Here is an 18660-nt window from a genome sequence, read left to right on the forward strand (position 1 = left end):
TTGTTCAGGATGCTACTAACCAACATTTCTGAAAACTTTCAAAAAATTATTATGAACAAATTCATTAAAAATATAATTTCATTTTCATTAAAAAATAAAGTCTTTACTTTTATTTGGGTGGCTATTTTGGCGGTCTCGGGTTTTATCAGTTTTAAAAATATGCCGATTGAAGCATTTCCTGATGTAACCAATACGCAGATTGTTATCATTACCCAATGGAATGGTAGAAGCGCCGAAGAAGTAGAACGTTTTGTGACCACGCCTGTTGAGCTTGCGATGAGCTCGGTTCAGAAAAAAACAAGCGTCCGAAGTACAACAATGTTTGGACTTTCTATTGTTAAAATTCTGTTTGCTGACGGTGTTGATGATACATTTGCTCGAAATCAAGTCAACAACCAACTTCGGACAGTTAGTCTTCCCAACGAAGTCGATCCTGAAGTTCAGCCACCTTACGGACCAACTGGTGAAATTTTTCGATATACTTTAGAAAGTGAAACCAAAGATTCTCGAGAATTATTAACACTTCAGAATTGGGTGGTTGATCGTGCGCTGCGTGGCGTTCCTGGCGTTGCGGACATCAATGTTTTTGGTGGTCAAGAAAAAGTTTTTGAGTTGAGTATCGATCCTCGACGTTTGGATAAATATAATTTGACGCCGCTACAAGTTTATGATGCGGTGACACAAAGTAACCTGAATGTCGGTGGTGACGTCATCGAAAAAAACGGGCAAGCTTATGTTGTTCGTGGGATTGGACTTGCGAAATCGATCGAAGACATTGAAAATATTAGCATTCAGAATGATAGTGGAAATCCAGTTTTGGTTAAATATATTGCAGAAGTCCACGAGTCGTCGATGCCGCGAGTAGGGCAGGCGTCACTTAACCATCATCCAGATAAAGTCGAAGGAATTGTTGTCATGAGGAAGGGTGAAAACCCACGCGAAGTTCTGGTCGGTGTCAAAGCAAAAATTAAAGAGCTTAACGAAAAGATTCTTCCAAAAGGTGTGAAGATGGTGACATTCTATGATCGCGATGACCTTATGGATTTTACGACAAAAACGGTGATGCATAACCTTATCGAAGGGATTATTTTGGTAACTGTTATTGTTTTTATTTTTATGGCGGACTGGCGAACGACCTTTATCGTGTCGATTATTATTCCGTTGTCTTTGTTGTTTGCGTTTCTGTGTCTTAATCTTGCTGGGATGAGCGCCAATCTTTTATCTTTAGGTGCGGTCGATTTCGGGATTATCATCGATGGCGCCGTCGTCATGGTAGAAGGACTTTTTGTAATGCTCGACCATCGTGCTCATAAATATGGAATGGATCGTTTTAACAAAATGGCAAAAGGCGGTTGGATTAAACAAACCGGAACTGGACTTGGAAAAGCGATTTTCTTTTCAAAATTAATTATCATCACATCTTTATTGCCGATTTTTGCATTCCAAAAAGTTGAAGGCAAAATGTTTTCGCCTTTAGCTTATACTTTGGGATTTGCGTTGGTGGGCGCACTACTTTTTACATTGACTTTAGTTCCTGTTTTATCACATTTACTTTTAAATAAAAATGTAAAAGAAAAAAATAATCTGTTTGTTAATTTTTGGGACAGAATTGTATTAGCAGGATTTTCTTTCACTTTTAAGAATAAACAGAAAAGCATCATTATCGCACTTGGTGTATTGGGAAGTGTTTTGTTTTCTGCAAAATTCCTTGGTACCGAATTTCTTCCACAACTTAATGAAGGCTCGTTATGGATAACTGCGGAGATGCCGATGAGCTCTTCGCTTAAAGAATCTCTGAAAACAGCGGATGAGCTTAAAAAAGATATCATGAGCTTTTCGGAAGTAACTGGCGTTTTGGCACAAACAGGACGTAGTAACGATGGGACCGATCCTAACGGTTTTGGATTCGTGCAGTTTGCGGTTAATCTTGCGCCACGCGATCAGTGGAAGCGCAATATAACTTACGACGAACTTATTGAAGAGATTGATGCTAAGCTTAGAAATTATCAAGGGATAACATTTAATTATTCTCAACCTATTTCCGATAACGTTGCTGAGGCGGTTGCAGGTTTTAAAGCTGAAAATGGTATTAAAATCTATGGCGATAACCTTAATACCTTAGATCGTTTGGCAGAAGATGTTTTAAAATCGATTAAAAATGTTGATGGTGTTAAAGATGCCGGAATTATTAAAAATGTTGGTCAGCCAGAAGTTGTCGTGGTGCTTGATCGTAACAAGATGGCGGCTTATGGCGTAATGGCATCGGATGCGCAAGCGGTTTTAGAAATGGCTTTCGGGGGGAAAACAGCTTCGGAAATGTTTGACGGTGAAAGGAAGTTCCCGATTAGATTACGTTACTCCGAAGAATATCGAAAGAACGAAACCGATATCGCATCGTTGATGGTTCCGACGCAAGATGGTTCCAAAATTCCTTTAAAAGAAATTTCTACTATTGAGAAGGATAACGGCGCGGCGTTTATTTATAGAGATGACATCAAACGTTATATTGGTGTTAAATTTTCTATCCGTGATCGCGACTTGGGAAGCACTATCGCTGATGCACAAAAGAAAGTTGCTGACATCAAATTGCCAGAAGGCTATTCGGTTGGTTGGACAGGGCAGTTCGAAAATCAACAACGTGCGACGCACAGGCTTGGACAAGTGGTGCCGATTAGTTTTATAATGATTTTCTTTTTATTATTTATTCTGTTTGGGAACATGAAAGATTCGTTGTTGGTTTTAGCCAATGTTCCGTTTGCTTTAATAGGCGGGATTTTGGCTCTACATCTCACCAACATGAATTTCGGAATTTCGGCTGGCGTTGGGATGATTGCCTTGCTTGGGATTTGTATCCAAAATGGTGTTATTTTAATAACAGAGTTTCATCATAACGTTAAATTGGGACTAAGTCTGGAGGATTCCATTTTCCAAGGTGTTAAAGTTAGGACGCGTCCCGTGGTGATGACCGCTATGATGGCGTCGATTGGATTATTGCCTGCTGCTTTGTCAACAGGTATTGGCTCTGAGTCACAAAAACCTCTAGCTATTGTTATTATAGGCGGTTTGATAACTGCAACAGTATTAACCTTGTTGATATTCCCGATCATATTTTGGATGTTTAACAGAGGTAAAAAAGAAATATCTTTCGAATAATTTTGAACTAATTAATAATAAGTTTTCGAAAGTGAATTTTTTTTGTAAATTTGCATCTGAAAATTAAATAGGTGTAAATGTTGGTGAATTCTTAAAAAAAATATCAAAAAATATTTTGGTATAAAAAAAATCACTATATTTGCACACCTAAAAATTGAATTTTAAATAATTAAATATTAAAGTCATGGCAAAGGAAACGTTTAATCGTAACAAACCCCACTTGAACATTGGTACTATTGGTCACGTTGACCATGGTAAAACTACTTTAACTGCTGCGATCAGTAAAGTATTAGCTGATAAAGGTCTTGCTGAGAAAAGAGATTTCTCTGCGATTGACTCTGCACCAGAAGAAAAAGAAAGAGGTATTACTATCAATACTTCACATATTGAATACGAAACTGAAAACCGTCACTACGCTCACGTAGACTGTCCAGGTCACGCCGATTATGTTAAGAACATGGTAACTGGTGCTGCTCAAATGGATGGTGCAATCTTAGTATGTGCTGCAACAGATGGTCCAATGCCTCAAACTAGAGAGCATATCCTTCTTTGTCGTCAGGTAAACGTACCTAGAATTGTTGTATTCATGAATAAAGTGGATATGGTTGATGATCCAGAATTGTTAGAACTTGTTGAAATGGAATTAAGAGATTTATTATCTACTTATGACTATTCAGAAGATTCACCAGTAATCGCTGGTTCTGCGTTAGGAGCACTTAACGGTGAGCCAAAATGGGTTGCAACTGTTGATGAATTAATGGAGGCTGTTGATACTTGGATCGAGCAACCACAAAGAGATCAAGATAAGCCATTCTTGATGCCAATCGAAGATGTATTCTCTATTACAGGTAGAGGTACTGTAGCAACTGGTAGAATCGAGGCTGGTGTTATCAACACTGGTGATCCAGTTGATATCGTTGGTATGGGTGATGAAAAATTAACTTCTACTATTACAGGGGTTGAGATGTTCAGAAAGATCCTAGATAGAGGTGAAGCTGGTGATAACGTAGGTCTATTGTTGAGAGGTATTGAAAAAACTGACATCAAGAGAGGTATGGTAATCGCTAAGAAAGATTCAGTAACGCCACACAAAAAATTCAAAGCAGAGGTTTATATCCTTTCTAAAGAAGAAGGTGGTCGTCACACGCCATTCCATAACAAATACCGTCCTCAGTTCTACGTAAGAACAACTGACGTTACAGGTGAGATCTTCTTACCAGAAGGTGTTGAGATGGTAATGCCTGGTGATAACTTAACTATTACAGTAGAATTGTTACAACCAATCGCTCTTAACGTAGGTCTTAGATTTGCGATTAGAGAAGGTGGTAGAACAGTTGGTGCTGGTCAGGTAACTGAAATCTTAGACTAATCATCTAAATATAACTAAAGTTCCGTAAGGAAACTTGCGGAACTTTTTAATCTACGGGCATCGTCCAATGGTAGGATACCGGTCTCCAAAACCGTTGATCAGGGTTCGAGTCCTTGTGCCCGTGCTAATAAGAATTTTATGAGTTCGCTAATTGATTTTTTGAAAGGTTCTTACACAGAGTTTAAAGATAAGGTAGAGTGGCCGAAGTGGCCAGATTTGCAATCTTCAACTATCGTTGTTGCAATATCTACTGTTATTCTAGCTATGTTTACATTCGGTGTAGATACTTTGTTTAGTACGACAATTAAGAATTTTGTATCTTCTTTAATTAATATATTTAACTAAGGTTTTCTGCGATGGGTGAGTTGAAATGGTATGTGCTGAAAGCAATCAGCGGGCAGGAAAATAAAGTTAAGAACTATATTGAGAACGAAATGAGAAGACTTAACATGGAGTCTTATGTTACTCAGGTCGTTATTCCAATGGAGAAAGTTATCTTAATTAGAAATGGTAAAAAGGTTCCTAAAGAAAGACCTTATTATCCAGGTTATCTAATGGTAGAAGCGGATTTAGTAGGTGAGGTGCCTCACATCATCAAAAACATTCCGGGGGTTATTTCTTTCCTAAGTTTAACTAAAGGTGGAGATCCTGTACCGATGAGAAAATCTGAGGTTAACAGAATGTTAGGTAAGATAGATGAGTTGTCAGAATTTGCAACAGATGTTGAAATCCCTTACGTAGTTGGAGAGAATGTGAAAGTTATTGATGGTCCTTTCAACGGATTTAATGGTACTATCGAAAAAATTCTTGAAGAGAAGAAAAAACTTGAAGTGTCGGTTATGATATTTGGTCGTAAGACACCTATGGAGCTGAGCTTCGTACAAGTAGAAAAAGTAGGATAAAAAAATTATACTATATTTGAAACCACTCGATCGAGTGGTTTTTTTTTATGCTCAATTCTCAAATTAATTCTGATAAAAACTTTCATAAGTACAGTGTTCTGATTGTATTTATTTCCTTTGTTTTTTATATGTCAGTTGGTTTGTGTTTTGGATTAAGTGTCAAGCTGGTCTACCACCCTAATTATATATGTGATCTGTATTTCGGATTTGATAATGCTTTGCATGAAGCAAGTTTTGTTCGACATCCTTTACTTAAACTTATTTCAAAAAGTCTTAATCTTTTGCTGATTGGTTCTAGTGTTAAAACAAGTTCTGTTGTGCTAGTTACGATTTGTTCCAGTTTATTAAGTCTTCAGAATTTGTTCATTTTTAAAATTTTAAATAAAATTGTTGGTTTAACAACTACAAGTTCACTTTGGTTAAGCTTGTTTTTCATGACTTTTGCTGGGAATTTGCTGCTAAGTTTCACTTTCGATTCTTATGTGTTTACGAGTTGTGTATTGCCAATTTTCTTTTATTACTTTTTTAAAGGAGAAAAGGAAAACAAAGAATTGTCGACGCCATTATTTATTTTGTCAACCGTTATTGTTGCTGGTATTACGGTTTCCAATTTTTTTAAAATACTATTAGTTTCTTTTTTGTCTAAGTTTAAAAAAGATTATTTATCAAAACTATTTCTAATTGGTTGCTCGTTTTTAGGTATTTTTATTGTGTTTTATGACAAGATTCAAGCTTCTTTAAGTTTTATGAAGTCACATTTATACGGACCAAGTTTTGATTTCAGTTATTACTTTCAATTCTTTTTAGGAAGTGTTTTTGTAATACCAAGAGTTGTAACAACTAGAATCTTGTATATCGATGGATCTAGTATTGATGCAGTCATTGGTGGTTCTTATTCGGCGATATTTCCAAATGTTTTATTCTATAGTTTGTTTTTATTTTTAGTTTTTATTGTTTTAAAAAATAGAAGTAATATATGGATGCGCTTTTTAATTGTAAGTTTCTTGGTTGATATTGTTATCCATGTTGTTTTCGGTCTGGGCATTCACGAAGCTTATATATTTACTGGTAATTATGCTTTTATTTTTCCAATTATTTTCGGAATAGGATTTAAAAATATTAGTTCTCTTAAATTCAGAAAATTATACGTTGGTATCCTAATGTTTTTCTTAGTAGGTTTTGCTATTTTGAATAGTAGATCACTTTACGAATTGTATCATTTTGCTTTGTATTTCTACAAAAATTAAAAACTTATTGATTTTTAACGATTTGGTGTTTGTAGATTCAAAAATATTTTATAATTTTGCAATCCGAAATACCATCTTGTTAGGTGAGACAACAATTTGGTATGAATAAATAATGCTTCCAAATTCATTAATTATTCACACAAAAACAAATCAAAATGGCTAAGAAAGTCTTTAAAATGGTTAAGCTTCAGGTGAAAGGAGGTGCAGCAAACCCTTCGCCACCAGTAGGTCCAGCATTGGGTTCTGCAGGTGTTAACATCATGGAGTTTTGTAAACAATTTAACGGAAGAACTCAAGACAAGCCAGGACAAGTTTTACCAGTAGTTATTACGGTTTACGAAGATAAATCTTTCGAATTCGTAATCAAGACTCCTCCAGCAGCTATTCAGTTGATGGAGGCATCTAAGGTAAAGAAAGGTTCTGGAGAACCAAACAGAAACAAAGTAGGATCTGTATCTTGGGATCAAGTTAAAAAAATCGCTGAAGATAAAATGGCAGACCTTAACTGCTTTACAATCGATTCAGCTTTAAGTATGGTTGCAGGTACTGCAAGATCTATGGGATTAAGAGTAACAGGAACTAAACCAACAAACGCGTAAGAATTATGGCAACATTAACAAAAAAGCAAAAGGAAGCTTTAGCAAAAGTAGAAAAGAACAAAGTTTATTCTTTAGAAGAAGGTTCTGCTTTAGTGAAAGAAGTAAACACTGCAAAGTTTGATGCTTCTGTAGATATCGCTGTAAGATTAGGCGTTGATCCAAGAAAAGCTAACCAAATGGTAAGAGGTGTTGTATCTCTTCCTCATGGTACTGGTAAGGATGTTAAAGTTCTTGCTTTAGTAACTCCAGATAAAGAAGCTGAAGCTAAAGAAGCTGGTGCTGATTATGTAGGTCTTGATGAGTACTTACAAAAAATAAAAGATGGTTGGACAGATGTTGACGTTATCGTTACTATGCCAGCAGTTATGGGTAAACTAGGTCCTTTAGGACGTGTGTTAGGTCCAAGAGGTCTAATGCCTAACCCAAAATCTGGTACTGTTACAATGGAAGTAGGTAAAGCAGTTTCTGAAGTGAAATCTGGTAAAATCGACTTCAAAGTTGATAAATATGGTATTATCCATGCTGCTATCGGTAAAGTATCTTTCGATGCTGATAAAATCAAGGAAAATGCTCAGGAATTGATCCAAACTCTAATGAAGTTAAAGCCAACCGCGGCTAAAGGTACTTACGTTAAGTCTATCTACCTTTCTTCTACTATGAGTCCAGGTATTGCCATTGACACGAAATCTGTAAACTAAAATCGAGAAGAAATGACAAAAGAAGAAAAAGTATTAGTAATACAAGATATAAAAGATCTACTACAAGATGCTAAAGTTGTTTATGTAGCTGATCTTGAAGGATTGAATGCTGGTCAGACTTCAGATTTTAGAAGACAAGCTTTCAAGCAAAATATCAAAGTAAAAGTTGTTAAAAATACACTTTTACAAAAAGCTATGGAGCAAGTTGAAGGTGTTGATTATTCTGAAATGTTCCCAACTTTCAAAGGGAATTCAGTAGTAATGATCGCTGAAACCGCTAACGCTCCTGCAAAATTAATCCAAGGATTCAGAAAGAAAGCTGAAAAACCAGCACTTAAGTCTGCATTCTTACAAGAGACTATCTACGTTGGTGATAACAACCTAGACACTCTTGCTAACATCAAGTCTAAGGAGGAGATGATCGGAGAAATCATTGGATTACTTCAATCACCAATCCAAAGATTGGTTTCTGCATTACAAAACAAAGCAGAAGGTGCTACAGAAGTAGAAGCGCCAGCTGTAGAAGAAGTAAACGCAGAAGAAGCTCCAGCTACAGAAACTCCTGAAGCTAGCGCAGAATAATTAAACTCAAAACAATCAAATAAGTTCAACAAACAAAACATTAATACAATGTCAGATTTAAAAAATTTAGCGGAAACGCTTGTAAACCTAACTGTAAAAGACGTTAACGAATTAGCTACAATCCTTAAAGATGAGTACGGAATTGAGCCTGCTGCTGCTGCTGTAGTTGTAGCTGCTGGTGGTGCTGGTGATGCTGCTGAGGAAAAAACTGAATTCGACGTAATCCTTAAGTCAGCTGGTGCTTCTAAATTAGCTGTTGTTAAATTAGTAAAAGATTTAACTGGTGCTGGTCTTAAAGAAGCTAAAGATATCGTAGACGGAGCTCCTTCTCCAATCAAAGAAGGTGTATCTAAAGACGAAGCTGAAGCTCTTAAGAAACAACTTGAAGAAGCTGGTGCTGAAGTAGAATTGAAGTAATCATTACTCAATAATATAATAGAAGCGACAGGTTTACACCTAGTCGCTTTTTTATGTTAAGTTTTGTTATTGTTGATACTAAGCCATTATTTTTATTACTTTTGCAAAATGAAAAAAAGTTTATTGCCTACCTCGGTGCAAGCAAGAGATTATGCCAATTTAAATTTTAAATTGTGGCAGTTTTCTCTTTTATTCTTCTTTTTTTCATTAGGCTCTTTTTCTGTTTCGGCTCAAGAAATAAGCCATAATGAGTCTGCTCCTCCAGGAATTGTAGTGGTTGGAGACGCGGTCATCTATTCCAAAGATGAATCCTTCAACCAGCAGATATCTAAAAGCAAAAGCATACAGCAATACTCAAAAGTCGTTAAGCTTAACGACGATGAGATCAAACTTATCGCTAAAAATTCTACAACCGAATCTCCTGCAAAGCAAAGCGCGGAAGAACTTCATCCGAAAAAGAAACTGTTGGTTTCTAAAGAAGAAAAAATGGCGAAATCACTACCTGATTTGCCAAAAAAAGAAATCACTTTGAAGATTTCTAATGGTCTTGATGGTAGTCGGTTCTTAATAGGAAAGAGATCTGGAAATATTTCTTTTATTTCACCAAATAACGATTATCAATATTTTAAATGCATTGTTCTTTCTAATGAGCAGTCCAAAACCGTTTCATTAGATTTTCTTTATTCGGCGGATTATTTTTATACTCATAGTAATTACAACTTAAAAGCCAATCCAGTTGGCTATTCAGTAAGGCCACCACCGGATTTAATTTAATCATAAGTTTTTTTACTAGACATTTTCTTTGGGAATAATTTTCCAAGGCAAATTATATATTTATTAATAATAATCTTTTATGAAAAAATTAAATCTACTTTATATATTAGTATTTCTACTTATGACTAGTGGAATGCTATTTTCTCAAGCCGCCGCAGATAGACTTTATTTATCAACTGCTTCCACTGGTAGAGTTTATGATATAACAGATGGAGCTTCGCCAATACTTATAACAATACCTAATTCAAGTGGAACACCTTCAAATATAAGCAACTTAGCTGTTGGTTATGATCAGCCTGGCGGGAATCCATCAACACTTGTTTTCATTAATTCTAATAATGCAGCAGGTTCTACATTGTATAAAAATGGTACTGCTATATCTGGAACTACTAATCCTGGTGTAGAAATTGGAGGGATAGCAACCAATAACGTTCCAGGTCCTTATTTTGGAAATGTTTATGGTTTCCGATCTGATACCAAGACTCTTTACCCAATTTATCCATCCGGATCTGCTATACCTATTACCAGTACAGATACTGACTGGAATAATGGAACTACGTTTGGAACCGATACATTCTTTGATTATCAGAATAATATCTACATGTTTATTAACAATGCTGCGGGTACAGCAAGATATCTTTTTAAAATTTCTATTGCTACTGGCGTTGCTACAAAGGCAATTTCTACTGCTATAACTGGGGCGGCTAGTATTGCGAATTTGCCTACAGCAAATGGGATTCAAGGAATGGCTTACTTACAGGGATACGTTTATATTGCAACAACAACTGGTAATACAACGGCTGGAACTATAGTTGTGAGAAGAATCAATATATATGATGGTACATCTATTGTATCAGCTACTTATAACACTCCTTCTCGGGCTAATCTAGACTTAGCAACAGTGCCTTATTATGTTCCTTTCACATTGACTTGTGGTGGGATATCGCAATCATCTACAACAATTCCTTTTGTTGAGAGAGTACCTAGTAACGGTGTAAGGTCTCTTAATATTCCAATTACTAATGTTTATGGACCTGGAACTTATACTATTAATATCATAGGAGCAAATTTCAATAGTTCATCTACCGTAAATATTACATCTTCTACTACGTCTATTGATGTTCCACTAGTTTATGATGGTGGTGGTAGCTCAGGAACAAGAACACTTTCTGTCAACCTAAATGGTAGTACTACTGCTTGTAGTGTGAATGTGGTAGTAGAAAAAGATACGGATGCTGATACTATTCCTGATTATCAAGATTTAGATTCTGATAATGATGGTATATTAGATATTTTTGAATGTGGAGATGAAGTAGGAACTGTTAATTATAATACTTCAAACGGAACTACGGTTAACTTCTCTGCGCCTGCTGCAGATTTAGGATTTATCTTTGATGTTTACACATTAGATAATTCATTTACACTGAATATAAATGGTACAAATTTAACAACAAGTGAATTGCAGTTTCAGCCGGATCAAACGGATAACGTAAGGTTTTTTAATGGAGATCGATATGGTAATGGAAGCATACCCCAGATTTATACCATGACAGGAACAGCTGCTAATCCGCTGGTGAGAATTATAATTCATAAAAATGGAACGGTTAATATGTATGGTAGTAAAGTTAGTGGGGGGCAGCTGTTTCCTCTTCAGCTTTTTAATGGAAATGCATTTAAAAATATCACTTGGAATAGGACAGGATCTAACACGGTTATTCTAAGTCAGATCGTTCAAGGACCTACTCATATTACTGGAAAAGCAAATGGAGTCAAAAATGGTTTCTGTGATCCAGATAATGATGGGATTTCCAATCAGTTTGATGTTGATTCAGACAATGATGGTTGTGCAGATGCTTTGGAGGGGTCAGAATTTGTAAGAAGAACTCACATCCATTCATTATCTCTACCTACAACAGATGCGAATTATCCTTACCGTGGTCAAATCAAAGTGACTTATAATGGCACAACAACGGGTACTCCGGCTCAGATCATTAGTACATCTACGGGAGCTAACGGAGTTCCTCAATTGGTGAATGTTGCAGGAAGTAACTTGAATACAACTACAAACCCATCCAACTTAGCAGGTATTTCTGACAATACAGATGGTACGGCTGATATTGGTCAAAATTTTGGAAGTTCTCAAAATAGTTTTGTAAGAGATCCAGATTGTGATCGTTGTTTCCGCCCTGCTACGACTACAGGAACAACATTGCCTACTAAACACGGTATTACTGCTCTTGCTAGAGCTGGAGGTAATACAGGAGAATGGCCTGTAAGAGTAAATGGAGCATATACGGTATTAGATGCAAAAACAAAAGGTTTCGTTATCAATAGGGTGCCAACTTCTGCATTGACTTCTATTACTGGAGTAACGGGAATGATGGTATATGACACAACTGTCAATTGTCTTAAGATTTATGACGGGACGTCTTGGAACTGTTATACTAAACAAACTTGTAATGATTCAAATCCATAATTAAGATGAAAACATATATAACATCACTAATAATTTTAGTTTCTAACCTTAGTTTTGCTCAAGTTACTATTGGTAAAGCGAGTCCATATACAGCGGCTAACGCAACAGTGTCCTTAGAATTTGGAAATGCAGCTGGAGGCGCGAGAGGAGTTGTATTGCCTTGGGTGACTTCTGCAGCAGGTGTAACTTCTGCAGTTCCAGGAACTATAATTTTTGATAGTACTGATCAGAAAGTTAAATTTGGAACTGCAGCTACAGCTAATGCAACTGCTGTGACTAGTTGGGGAGATTTGTCGGCAGGTGCCTATGCACCAACAACAGCCAACGTTCCAGATACTAATACTGAAAATTCAACAGCGAAAACCTTGATTGGTGGAACGCCGGCTACAGATACAACTTCTGGGATTTTGGTCTTAGGGGATACAAATAAAGCGATGATCTTACCGAGAGTGAATTCACACACAGATATCGTCAATCCAACAGCTGGAATGATGGTCTATGTAACCGGAACACAGCAATTGGCTTTGTACAACGGTAGAGAATGGACTTTCTGGACTAAGCCTTAAGATTTTAAATCTAAATATTTCTAAACCACTTCTTTGTGAAGTGGTTTTTTTCTTTCCAAAAAAAACCGCCATTAAACTTGAAAAAAGTAAATGACGGTCAAGTATTTTTAGACTTTGCCTAAACCGAACTCAGGTTATTTTACGAATGGTATTGCTTATTCAATAATCATTATAAATTTTGAGCCATTATTTAATCATTATCAATCCGTATCCATTTTCCGTTTTCTACGCCTTCATAAAAATGATCGTTATGGTAGAGTATCGCACCTACTGCATGAGGTTTTGAGGCTGGAAGTCCTGTTAAAGTCTCAGGTGAAGCATTGCTGTTTCTAAGCAGGAAAATATCTGTACCTTCTTTAACAATAATGCCAGTTTCTGGGATGAAGCGTGCTATATTGAGATCCAAAGAAGGAATTGTAATGCTAATCGGGGATGCCTCTGCGAGTCTTTTTGCTCCCTTACTTGCTGTACATCCCATCAATTCGGTGCCATACATCTGAACAACTCCGGGTGTTGGGCAATCAGGATTAATTTGAACAACAATATCTTTATTACTAATAACAACTGGACAAGCCATTCCATTAGCAAAACGAATCCCTTTCAGATGATACACAAAAGTGCCCGCGACATTTCTCGGATGATTAATTGTTGCAACCCCATTTGTATTGGAAGTGATTTCCATATCGGGACCGTTGTTAATACTGTATGTAAAGATATAGGTCTGGCTGGTCTGGCTTCCTTTGAAAATAACGGGAACATTTCCCATAGGCAACTGGGATACACTAGTAGTAGACACAGTAGTATTATCTACAGGTAAAGCAACAGAAGAAACCGTAAAGTTTTCTGTAATGTTACATCCGTCTTGGCTGTAAGTTACATTTACCTTGTAGCTTCCCGGTTGGGTAAAGGTAACAATAGGCTGAGTACTGATCACCACATCAGGTGTTCCCATCTTTGTCCACGTATAAGTTGCATTAGGGTCTGTACCAAATAAAGCTGATCCATCATAGGTTTTGGGGAAATCAGAAGCACAAAGTGTTTTACTCCCAAATCCCGCAGCCTGTACATTGGTGGGTACAATAGTAAGGTTGTTGGTGTTACCCAAATCCTGACTGTTTCCATAGGCATTTACAGTTCTTGAAAAATTCATATCCTGAATAGAAGCGTAAAACAATGTATAGCTTGCTGCCATATTCAAATTGATAAGACTTTGCCCGGAATCTGCTGTCCTACTTATATTGATCCTGTTGCATGGTGTTCCTGTCATAAACAGGTTTTCGGAAATGTTTTGTCCCGAAGCTATTTTATAATTTCCGGGAGAGAAGTACAGAGTCTTATAATTCCCAGCAGAAGCCAGCGTACTGGTTGCCGAAGGCGTCAGGATTCCCAGGAAAGTTACCTTGTTGAAGTTGTGTATTGTTGTTCCCGCATTAAATATTCCGTTTTTGTTGATGGTAATATCGCCAAAGCTATTCTGGTTCGGAACATTGATGACAAAGTTACCGGTTGCTATCTTAGCATTCGCGGCATTTATCGTTACAGGATAATTGTTACCTGATGAAATAACAATACCGCTACCTGATGAAGCATCAGTAATTACGGATTGTCCGAAATCCAATACCTGATTAATGTTCTGTGTGTAATGGAACTGCAACCCATAATTATTAATATCCATTGCATAGGCATTGGTTTTGAAACCTTTTACATTCGTTCCGTATATTGAACCTTTATAAGGGCTCTGAAGCTCAAAATAATCCTGAGACGCGTTTATGCTAATCCTCATTCCCATTACTCCTTTAGTGTCAATATACCTGGTTTGTCCAGGTGTGGTACTTTGCGGCATAGTAACGTCAATAGAAGAGCCAAGTGTTGTATTGTTTTGTAATACAAGGTTTCCATAAACTAGAAGATTTCTCTCAATAGAATATGTAGCTCCATTTATTAATGGAGAATTAGGATCACTGTTAAAAGTGACATTATTGGCAAGGGAACTTTGATTACCACCAACGATTACGGTTTTGTGTGTCGTCGTGAAACCTGAATTAGCATCAAAAAACACATTGTCTTTTGCGCTGGGGAAACCGCAACTCCCGACAGGAGTTCCGCCGGAGGTTAGCGACCAATGATTTCCGTCATTCCAGTTACCTTGCCCTCCTACCCAATACAAATCCTTGGAAGGAGATGCAACAAAATTAATCCCAGAGTTTCCGCCCACATTCGTACTTTCGGTCGCGGTGTAGCTTTGTCCGTCGGAAGATGATATATAGTTTAACCTTACTCGGTTGATGATAAAATCTGTAGTATTGTATGCAGGGATAATGATTTGCCTTAGCGCATTTTTATATCCCCGTATCAGCAGCTGATCCGCATCCGTACATCCTCCCTGCAACAACATAGACTGGTTTACCTTGATATTATTTGCCAGCTCAATGATATTTGATCTCTCAATGTTCAGTTGATTTACTTCCTTCAGACTGGCAAATCTTACAGTCGCGTATGTAGTAGTTATAGGGGTGCTACTATTACTATTTGTTAAAATATTCAGAAGATTTACTTTGGTATTTGGTAAATCAATAGTGGTCAAAAACTGGTCAGTATAATTGCTATAATAACCGCGTATATCGATCCTCTCAAAATAATGAGCAAGAGAATTGGTTTTAATAGAACCACCTTTCAAAATACTATTAAGCGAATTAACTGGGGTTTGCGGACTAATATTAATCGTGCTTGCAGAAATATCTGATCCGTCTAATAGGATTTCTGTTCCGGTTGTGGAGAGTTGATTCAGCCTCAACACCGTACCGCTAAGATCCAGCCTAGCAATATACTGTTGATTAATTGAGCCAGATGACATATCTACAGCTTCTGTCCCGTGATGCACTTTCCAGTTGGCATTATCCGTAAAAATTAAATTTGCACCTGCTCCGTTCGGGTACACCGATTTGTTGATGCCTGCCGGCTTATTTCTGTTAATCAGGGTAAACCCAGGGTTGTTGTTGTATACGGCTCCATATCCGGGATATAGTGTAAGATCACCGTTTATATAAGTCTGATAACTATTATTATTTGTAATATTAAAAATTGCAGTTGCTGGAAGCCCACTAAATGTCATATTATTAACATAAACGGGATTTTGTGTTTCAACATTCGTTGTACCAACCGTAGCAATTCCAGAATATTCATCAAAAAATACATTATCGTATAGCGAAGGAATCCCACAAGTGCTGGTAGCTCTTGCCGGGGAAGAATCCAGAGACCAGTGATTGATATCATTCCAATTGCCAGAGCCACCTTTCCAATAAAAGTTTTTGGGAGCAGGTAATGTGAAATTTACACCGCTATTGCCTGTATTATTTATAGAATTGTTGGCATTAATAGGATTGGAACCAGCAACCGGTGTCACATAGGACGCACGGATATAAGAAACTGATAAACGATTAAGCTCTACAAAACCATTACCGTTAATAGTATTTCCTAAAATAAGATTACTGTTTCCTGCTCCTGTAAAGGATTTTACGATATCGCAATCCAAACGCTTATACAAAAAGGTGTCGGTAACAGTCAAATTAGTAAGTAGATTAATAACCAAATCAACTGCTGTATTAACATTAAAATTCTTTACGAAATCAGTTCCTGTAAAAGATATTTTATTTCCAGCGTTGACATTCAATATATTAGTTGTTGCATCGGTAATGCTAATATCTGTCCCAGAATTTATCTGGAACAAATTGGATTTTACCGCTGAAAAAGTACCTGTTGCTGTACCCTCCATATAGAGATTGCCAAAGAAATGATTAGCATGAGTATAGGTGTCTTTTTTACCATTGTACTCTTTTGCAATATATAGTGTAGAAGCTGGTGCATTTACAGGCTGCTGGGTGTACATCCAAAGCGTAGGGGTACGGATGAGCGTATGATCTATGAATACAGATTTACCTCCAAGATAAACAGAGTTTGCATTAATCTTTGTACTATTGGCATATAGATTGGCAGGTTGCCAAATACCATTGTTCATTACATTGAAGCTAAAACCTTCCACTACCTCTACATCATAAGGTGCTGCCCAGCTTGCCGGTTGCAAGTGAAAATTGTCATTTGCCAACTCACTTACATATAAGGTCTTAATTTTCTGCCCTTCAAAGCTCAGATAACGGTCTATCGGCGGATCTGCAGGACTAATTTTAAAAAAGCTAAACGTTGCGTTGGAAGCTGTCATATCTTTTTGTAAATAAAGACTCCCGTAAATATTGACATAAGAAAACCCAGGATTAAATACAGGGTTTCCGGGAGTATTGTTCCAGGTCATATTACGAACCTCCAATGAGGTAGAACTTCCTGTCAGGGTATTATTACCTGCTGTAAAGCCAGATTTCTCATCAAAGATGACATCATCAAATCTTGTTGGCAGACAATTCGCAGACGTTCCTCCAGAAATGAAAGACCACTTGGCATAATCATCCCAATTGCCACCACCTCCAATACGGTAAAAAGTCCGGGATGCTGCGCCGACAAAGCTGATATTCCCCGTATTGCCGCCATTATCTATTGCCGCCGTTACAGAAGCTCCTCCAGTAAGTTTTACGTTCTGAAACATATATCTCGGAAAATCGATAACTGCACCGCCATTAGCCGTTGCTGGGATGACGACATTGCCCCCTGTAAGTCTAGGAATTGTACCAGCGCAGGAAGCATTAGCAATAAGGTTTTGATTTACTTTGAATTCGTCACCAGATGCAGACGAAATAAAGTAATTCCCGCCATTCAATATAAGATTGTCGATATTATATTTCCCCGTAGAAAAAGCACTATTTCCACTACCTAATGTAAGATTGGAAATGTCATTTCGTAATGCATAAAAATATCGGTTACCATCTCCTCCCATTGTCAGAGTCCCCACTTTCAGCGTCGCTATATTATTGGTAGGTGTACTGCTTCCAATATAAGTCCAAGAAGAATTGCTAGTTGGTATGTTTAGGTTTCCGATCTCATATCCTCCCGTACCTGTGGAAGTTTCTAATGCGGCATTCGATACTCCCGTAATATTTTCTGTTTTCAGGTAAGTACCTACCGTAATTTTCTTTGTGAACGATATATTTTTTACATTCTGTGTTGTTGGAAAGCTTAAGGAATATGCTGTGATGGAAGCTTGCGTAAGATTGACATTTGCATTAAAGGTCGAAGTTGCGGCTGTACTATAACTAAGTGATTTCAATTGCGACGTTCCAAAATCGGATACCGCAGAAGAGGTATAGGTAATTTCGCGATCTACAGTTATATTTTTGTTGTTAGAGTCTAGGGATGCACTTTCTCCTACATTAAAAGAGAAATAGCCGTTGCTGTTAAAATCATTGATTAACTTAAAACTACCATTTCCCAAAAAGTTAACGGAGGAGAGATAAGTCGTAGAAATCCAACTCAGATCTATAAGTTTTCCTGTAATATCTATAAGGTTAGGCAATGTATTCCCGCTATCGGAATAGAGGTTAAATGTTATATTATAGTATGCAGCTATATTTCCTCGCCATTTTAAGTTTCCATAAATGTTTAATATGCTTCCTGGTGAAAAACGGATACTACTGGAAAAGTTATCATCTACAATGAAGTTTTTACAGGTGGCAGAAGGTGAGACGTTTAAAGTAACTCCCGAAGCTGTAAAACCGCTGTTGTTGTTAAAAAAAACATTGTCATATTTGGAAGGAATAATAGTCGCTTGTGGTCCCGATGACGAGCCGATCCGCCAATGGTTGAGGTCACTCCAGGATCCTGCACCGCCAACCCAATAGTAATCACTTTGTGCAAGGATCTGTTGACAGAGAGCCAGAAAGAAAATGAGATATAGTTTTAGTTTCATTTGATCAGAATTACATTAAATAAAGA

At 37.1% G+C, this 18660-nt stretch carries 13 protein-coding genes and 1 tRNA gene; 13 read left to right on the forward strand and 1 reads right to left on the reverse strand.

Going from position 1 to position 18660, the window contains the following annotated elements:
- Nucleotides 1–51 precede the first annotated feature (51 nt).
- The 13 genes from AC23MB_RS03030 to AC23MB_RS03090 all read left to right on the forward strand — a co-directional run bounded on the left by AC23MB_RS03030 (nt 52) and on the right by AC23MB_RS03090 (nt 12783).
- Entirely contained in the window at nt 52–3153 is a 3102-nt protein-coding gene (locus AC23MB_RS03030) for an efflux RND transporter permease subunit (protein WP_487786488.1), read from the forward strand.
- Nucleotides 3154–3337: 184 nt separating this feature from the next.
- Nucleotides 3338–4522 carry an elongation factor Tu gene (tuf, locus tag AC23MB_RS03035; protein WP_312323385.1) on the forward strand — a complete coding sequence of 395 codons (1185 nt, stop codon included), beginning with the start codon at nt 3338–3340 and terminating at the stop codon, nt 4520–4522.
- 53 nt (nt 4523–4575) lie between these two features.
- Nucleotides 4576–4646, forward strand: a tRNA-Trp gene (locus AC23MB_RS03040).
- A gap of 14 nt (nt 4647–4660) precedes the next feature.
- The gene (gene secE, locus AC23MB_RS03045) at nt 4661–4867 is read left to right on the forward strand and encodes a preprotein translocase subunit SecE (protein WP_079667288.1); all 207 of its coding nucleotides are present in this window, start codon (nt 4661–4663) and stop codon (nt 4865–4867) included.
- Nucleotides 4868–4878: 11 nt separating this feature from the next.
- A complete protein-coding gene (gene nusG, locus AC23MB_RS03050) occupies nt 4879–5424 on the forward strand; it encodes a transcription termination/antitermination protein NusG (protein WP_312323386.1) in 546 nt (181 codons plus the stop codon).
- Between the two features lie 128 nt (nt 5425–5552).
- Nucleotides 5553–6671, forward strand: coding sequence for a DUF6080 domain-containing protein (locus AC23MB_RS03055; protein WP_487786489.1), 1119 nt, complete (start codon nt 5553–5555; stop codon nt 6669–6671).
- 155 nt (nt 6672–6826) lie between these two features.
- Nucleotides 6827–7270 carry a 50S ribosomal protein L11 gene (gene rplK / locus AC23MB_RS03060; protein ID WP_313030042.1) on the forward strand — a complete coding sequence of 148 codons (444 nt, stop codon included), beginning with the start codon at nt 6827–6829 and terminating at the stop codon, nt 7268–7270.
- Nucleotides 7271–7275: 5 nt separating this feature from the next.
- Complete coding sequence (gene rplA, locus AC23MB_RS03065; protein WP_312323392.1) at nt 7276–7968, forward strand: 50S ribosomal protein L1; 693 nt, start codon at nt 7276–7278, stop codon at nt 7966–7968.
- A 12-nt stretch (nt 7969–7980) separates the two neighbouring features.
- Nucleotides 7981–8550: a 50S ribosomal protein L10 gene (gene rplJ / locus AC23MB_RS03070; protein ID WP_313030039.1), complete on the forward strand. Its 570-nt coding sequence runs from the start codon at nt 7981–7983 to the stop codon at nt 8548–8550.
- A gap of 48 nt (nt 8551–8598) precedes the next feature.
- The gene (gene rplL, locus AC23MB_RS03075) at nt 8599–8967 is read left to right on the forward strand and encodes a 50S ribosomal protein L7/L12 (RefSeq protein WP_079667294.1); all 369 of its coding nucleotides are present in this window, start codon (nt 8599–8601) and stop codon (nt 8965–8967) included.
- A gap of 108 nt (nt 8968–9075) precedes the next feature.
- Nucleotides 9076–9741, forward strand: a complete 666-nt coding sequence (locus AC23MB_RS03080) for a hypothetical protein (RefSeq protein WP_487786490.1) — start codon at nt 9076–9078, stop codon at nt 9739–9741.
- Between the two features lie 79 nt (nt 9742–9820).
- Nucleotides 9821–12217: a hypothetical protein gene (locus tag AC23MB_RS03085; RefSeq protein ID WP_487786491.1), complete on the forward strand. Its 2397-nt coding sequence runs from the start codon at nt 9821–9823 to the stop codon at nt 12215–12217.
- Nucleotides 12218–12222: 5 nt separating this feature from the next.
- Nucleotides 12223–12783, forward strand: coding sequence for a hypothetical protein (locus tag AC23MB_RS03090; RefSeq protein WP_313030029.1), 561 nt, complete (start codon nt 12223–12225; stop codon nt 12781–12783).
- Nucleotides 12784–12973: 190 nt separating this feature from the next.
- On the opposite strand, the gene AC23MB_RS03095 is transcribed toward AC23MB_RS03090, so the two are convergent.
- On the reverse strand, nt 12974–18634 hold the full coding sequence (locus AC23MB_RS03095) for a beta strand repeat-containing protein (protein ID WP_312321759.1): 5661 nt from the start codon (nt 18632–18634) through the stop codon (nt 12974–12976).
- Between the last annotated feature and the right edge of the window lie 26 nt (nt 18635–18660).

It is taken from the genome of Soonwooa sp. T0.1_25, from assembly GCF_057652215.1.

Coding starts and splice junctions, on each gene's coding strand:
- tuf (WP_312323385.1), top strand. CDS start 3,338: ATGGCAAAGGAAACGTTTAATCGTAACAAACCCCACTTGAACATTGGT.
- AC23MB_RS03085 (WP_487786491.1), top strand. CDS start 9,821: ATGAAAAAATTAAATCTACTTTATATATTAGTATTTCTACTTATGACT.
- rplJ (WP_313030039.1), top strand. CDS start 7,981: ATGACAAAAGAAGAAAAAGTATTAGTAATACAAGATATAAAAGATCTA.
- rplL (WP_079667294.1), top strand. CDS start 8,599: ATGTCAGATTTAAAAAATTTAGCGGAAACGCTTGTAAACCTAACTGTA.
- AC23MB_RS03055 (WP_487786489.1), top strand. CDS start 5,553: ATGTCAGTTGGTTTGTGTTTTGGATTAAGTGTCAAGCTGGTCTACCAC.
- rplA (WP_312323392.1), top strand. CDS start 7,276: ATGGCAACATTAACAAAAAAGCAAAAGGAAGCTTTAGCAAAAGTAGAA.
- AC23MB_RS03090 (WP_313030029.1), top strand. CDS start 12,223: ATGAAAACATATATAACATCACTAATAATTTTAGTTTCTAACCTTAGT.
- secE (WP_079667288.1), top strand. CDS start 4,661: ATGAGTTCGCTAATTGATTTTTTGAAAGGTTCTTACACAGAGTTTAAA.
- AC23MB_RS03030 (WP_487786488.1), top strand. CDS start 52: ATGAACAAATTCATTAAAAATATAATTTCATTTTCATTAAAAAATAAA.
- AC23MB_RS03080 (WP_487786490.1), top strand. CDS start 9,076: ATGAAAAAAAGTTTATTGCCTACCTCGGTGCAAGCAAGAGATTATGCC.
- AC23MB_RS03095 (WP_312321759.1), bottom strand. CDS start 18,634: ATGAAACTAAAACTATATCTCATTTTCTTTCTGGCTCTCTGTCAACAG.
- nusG (WP_312323386.1), top strand. CDS start 4,879: ATGGGTGAGTTGAAATGGTATGTGCTGAAAGCAATCAGCGGGCAGGAA.
- rplK (WP_313030042.1), top strand. CDS start 6,827: ATGGCTAAGAAAGTCTTTAAAATGGTTAAGCTTCAGGTGAAAGGAGGT.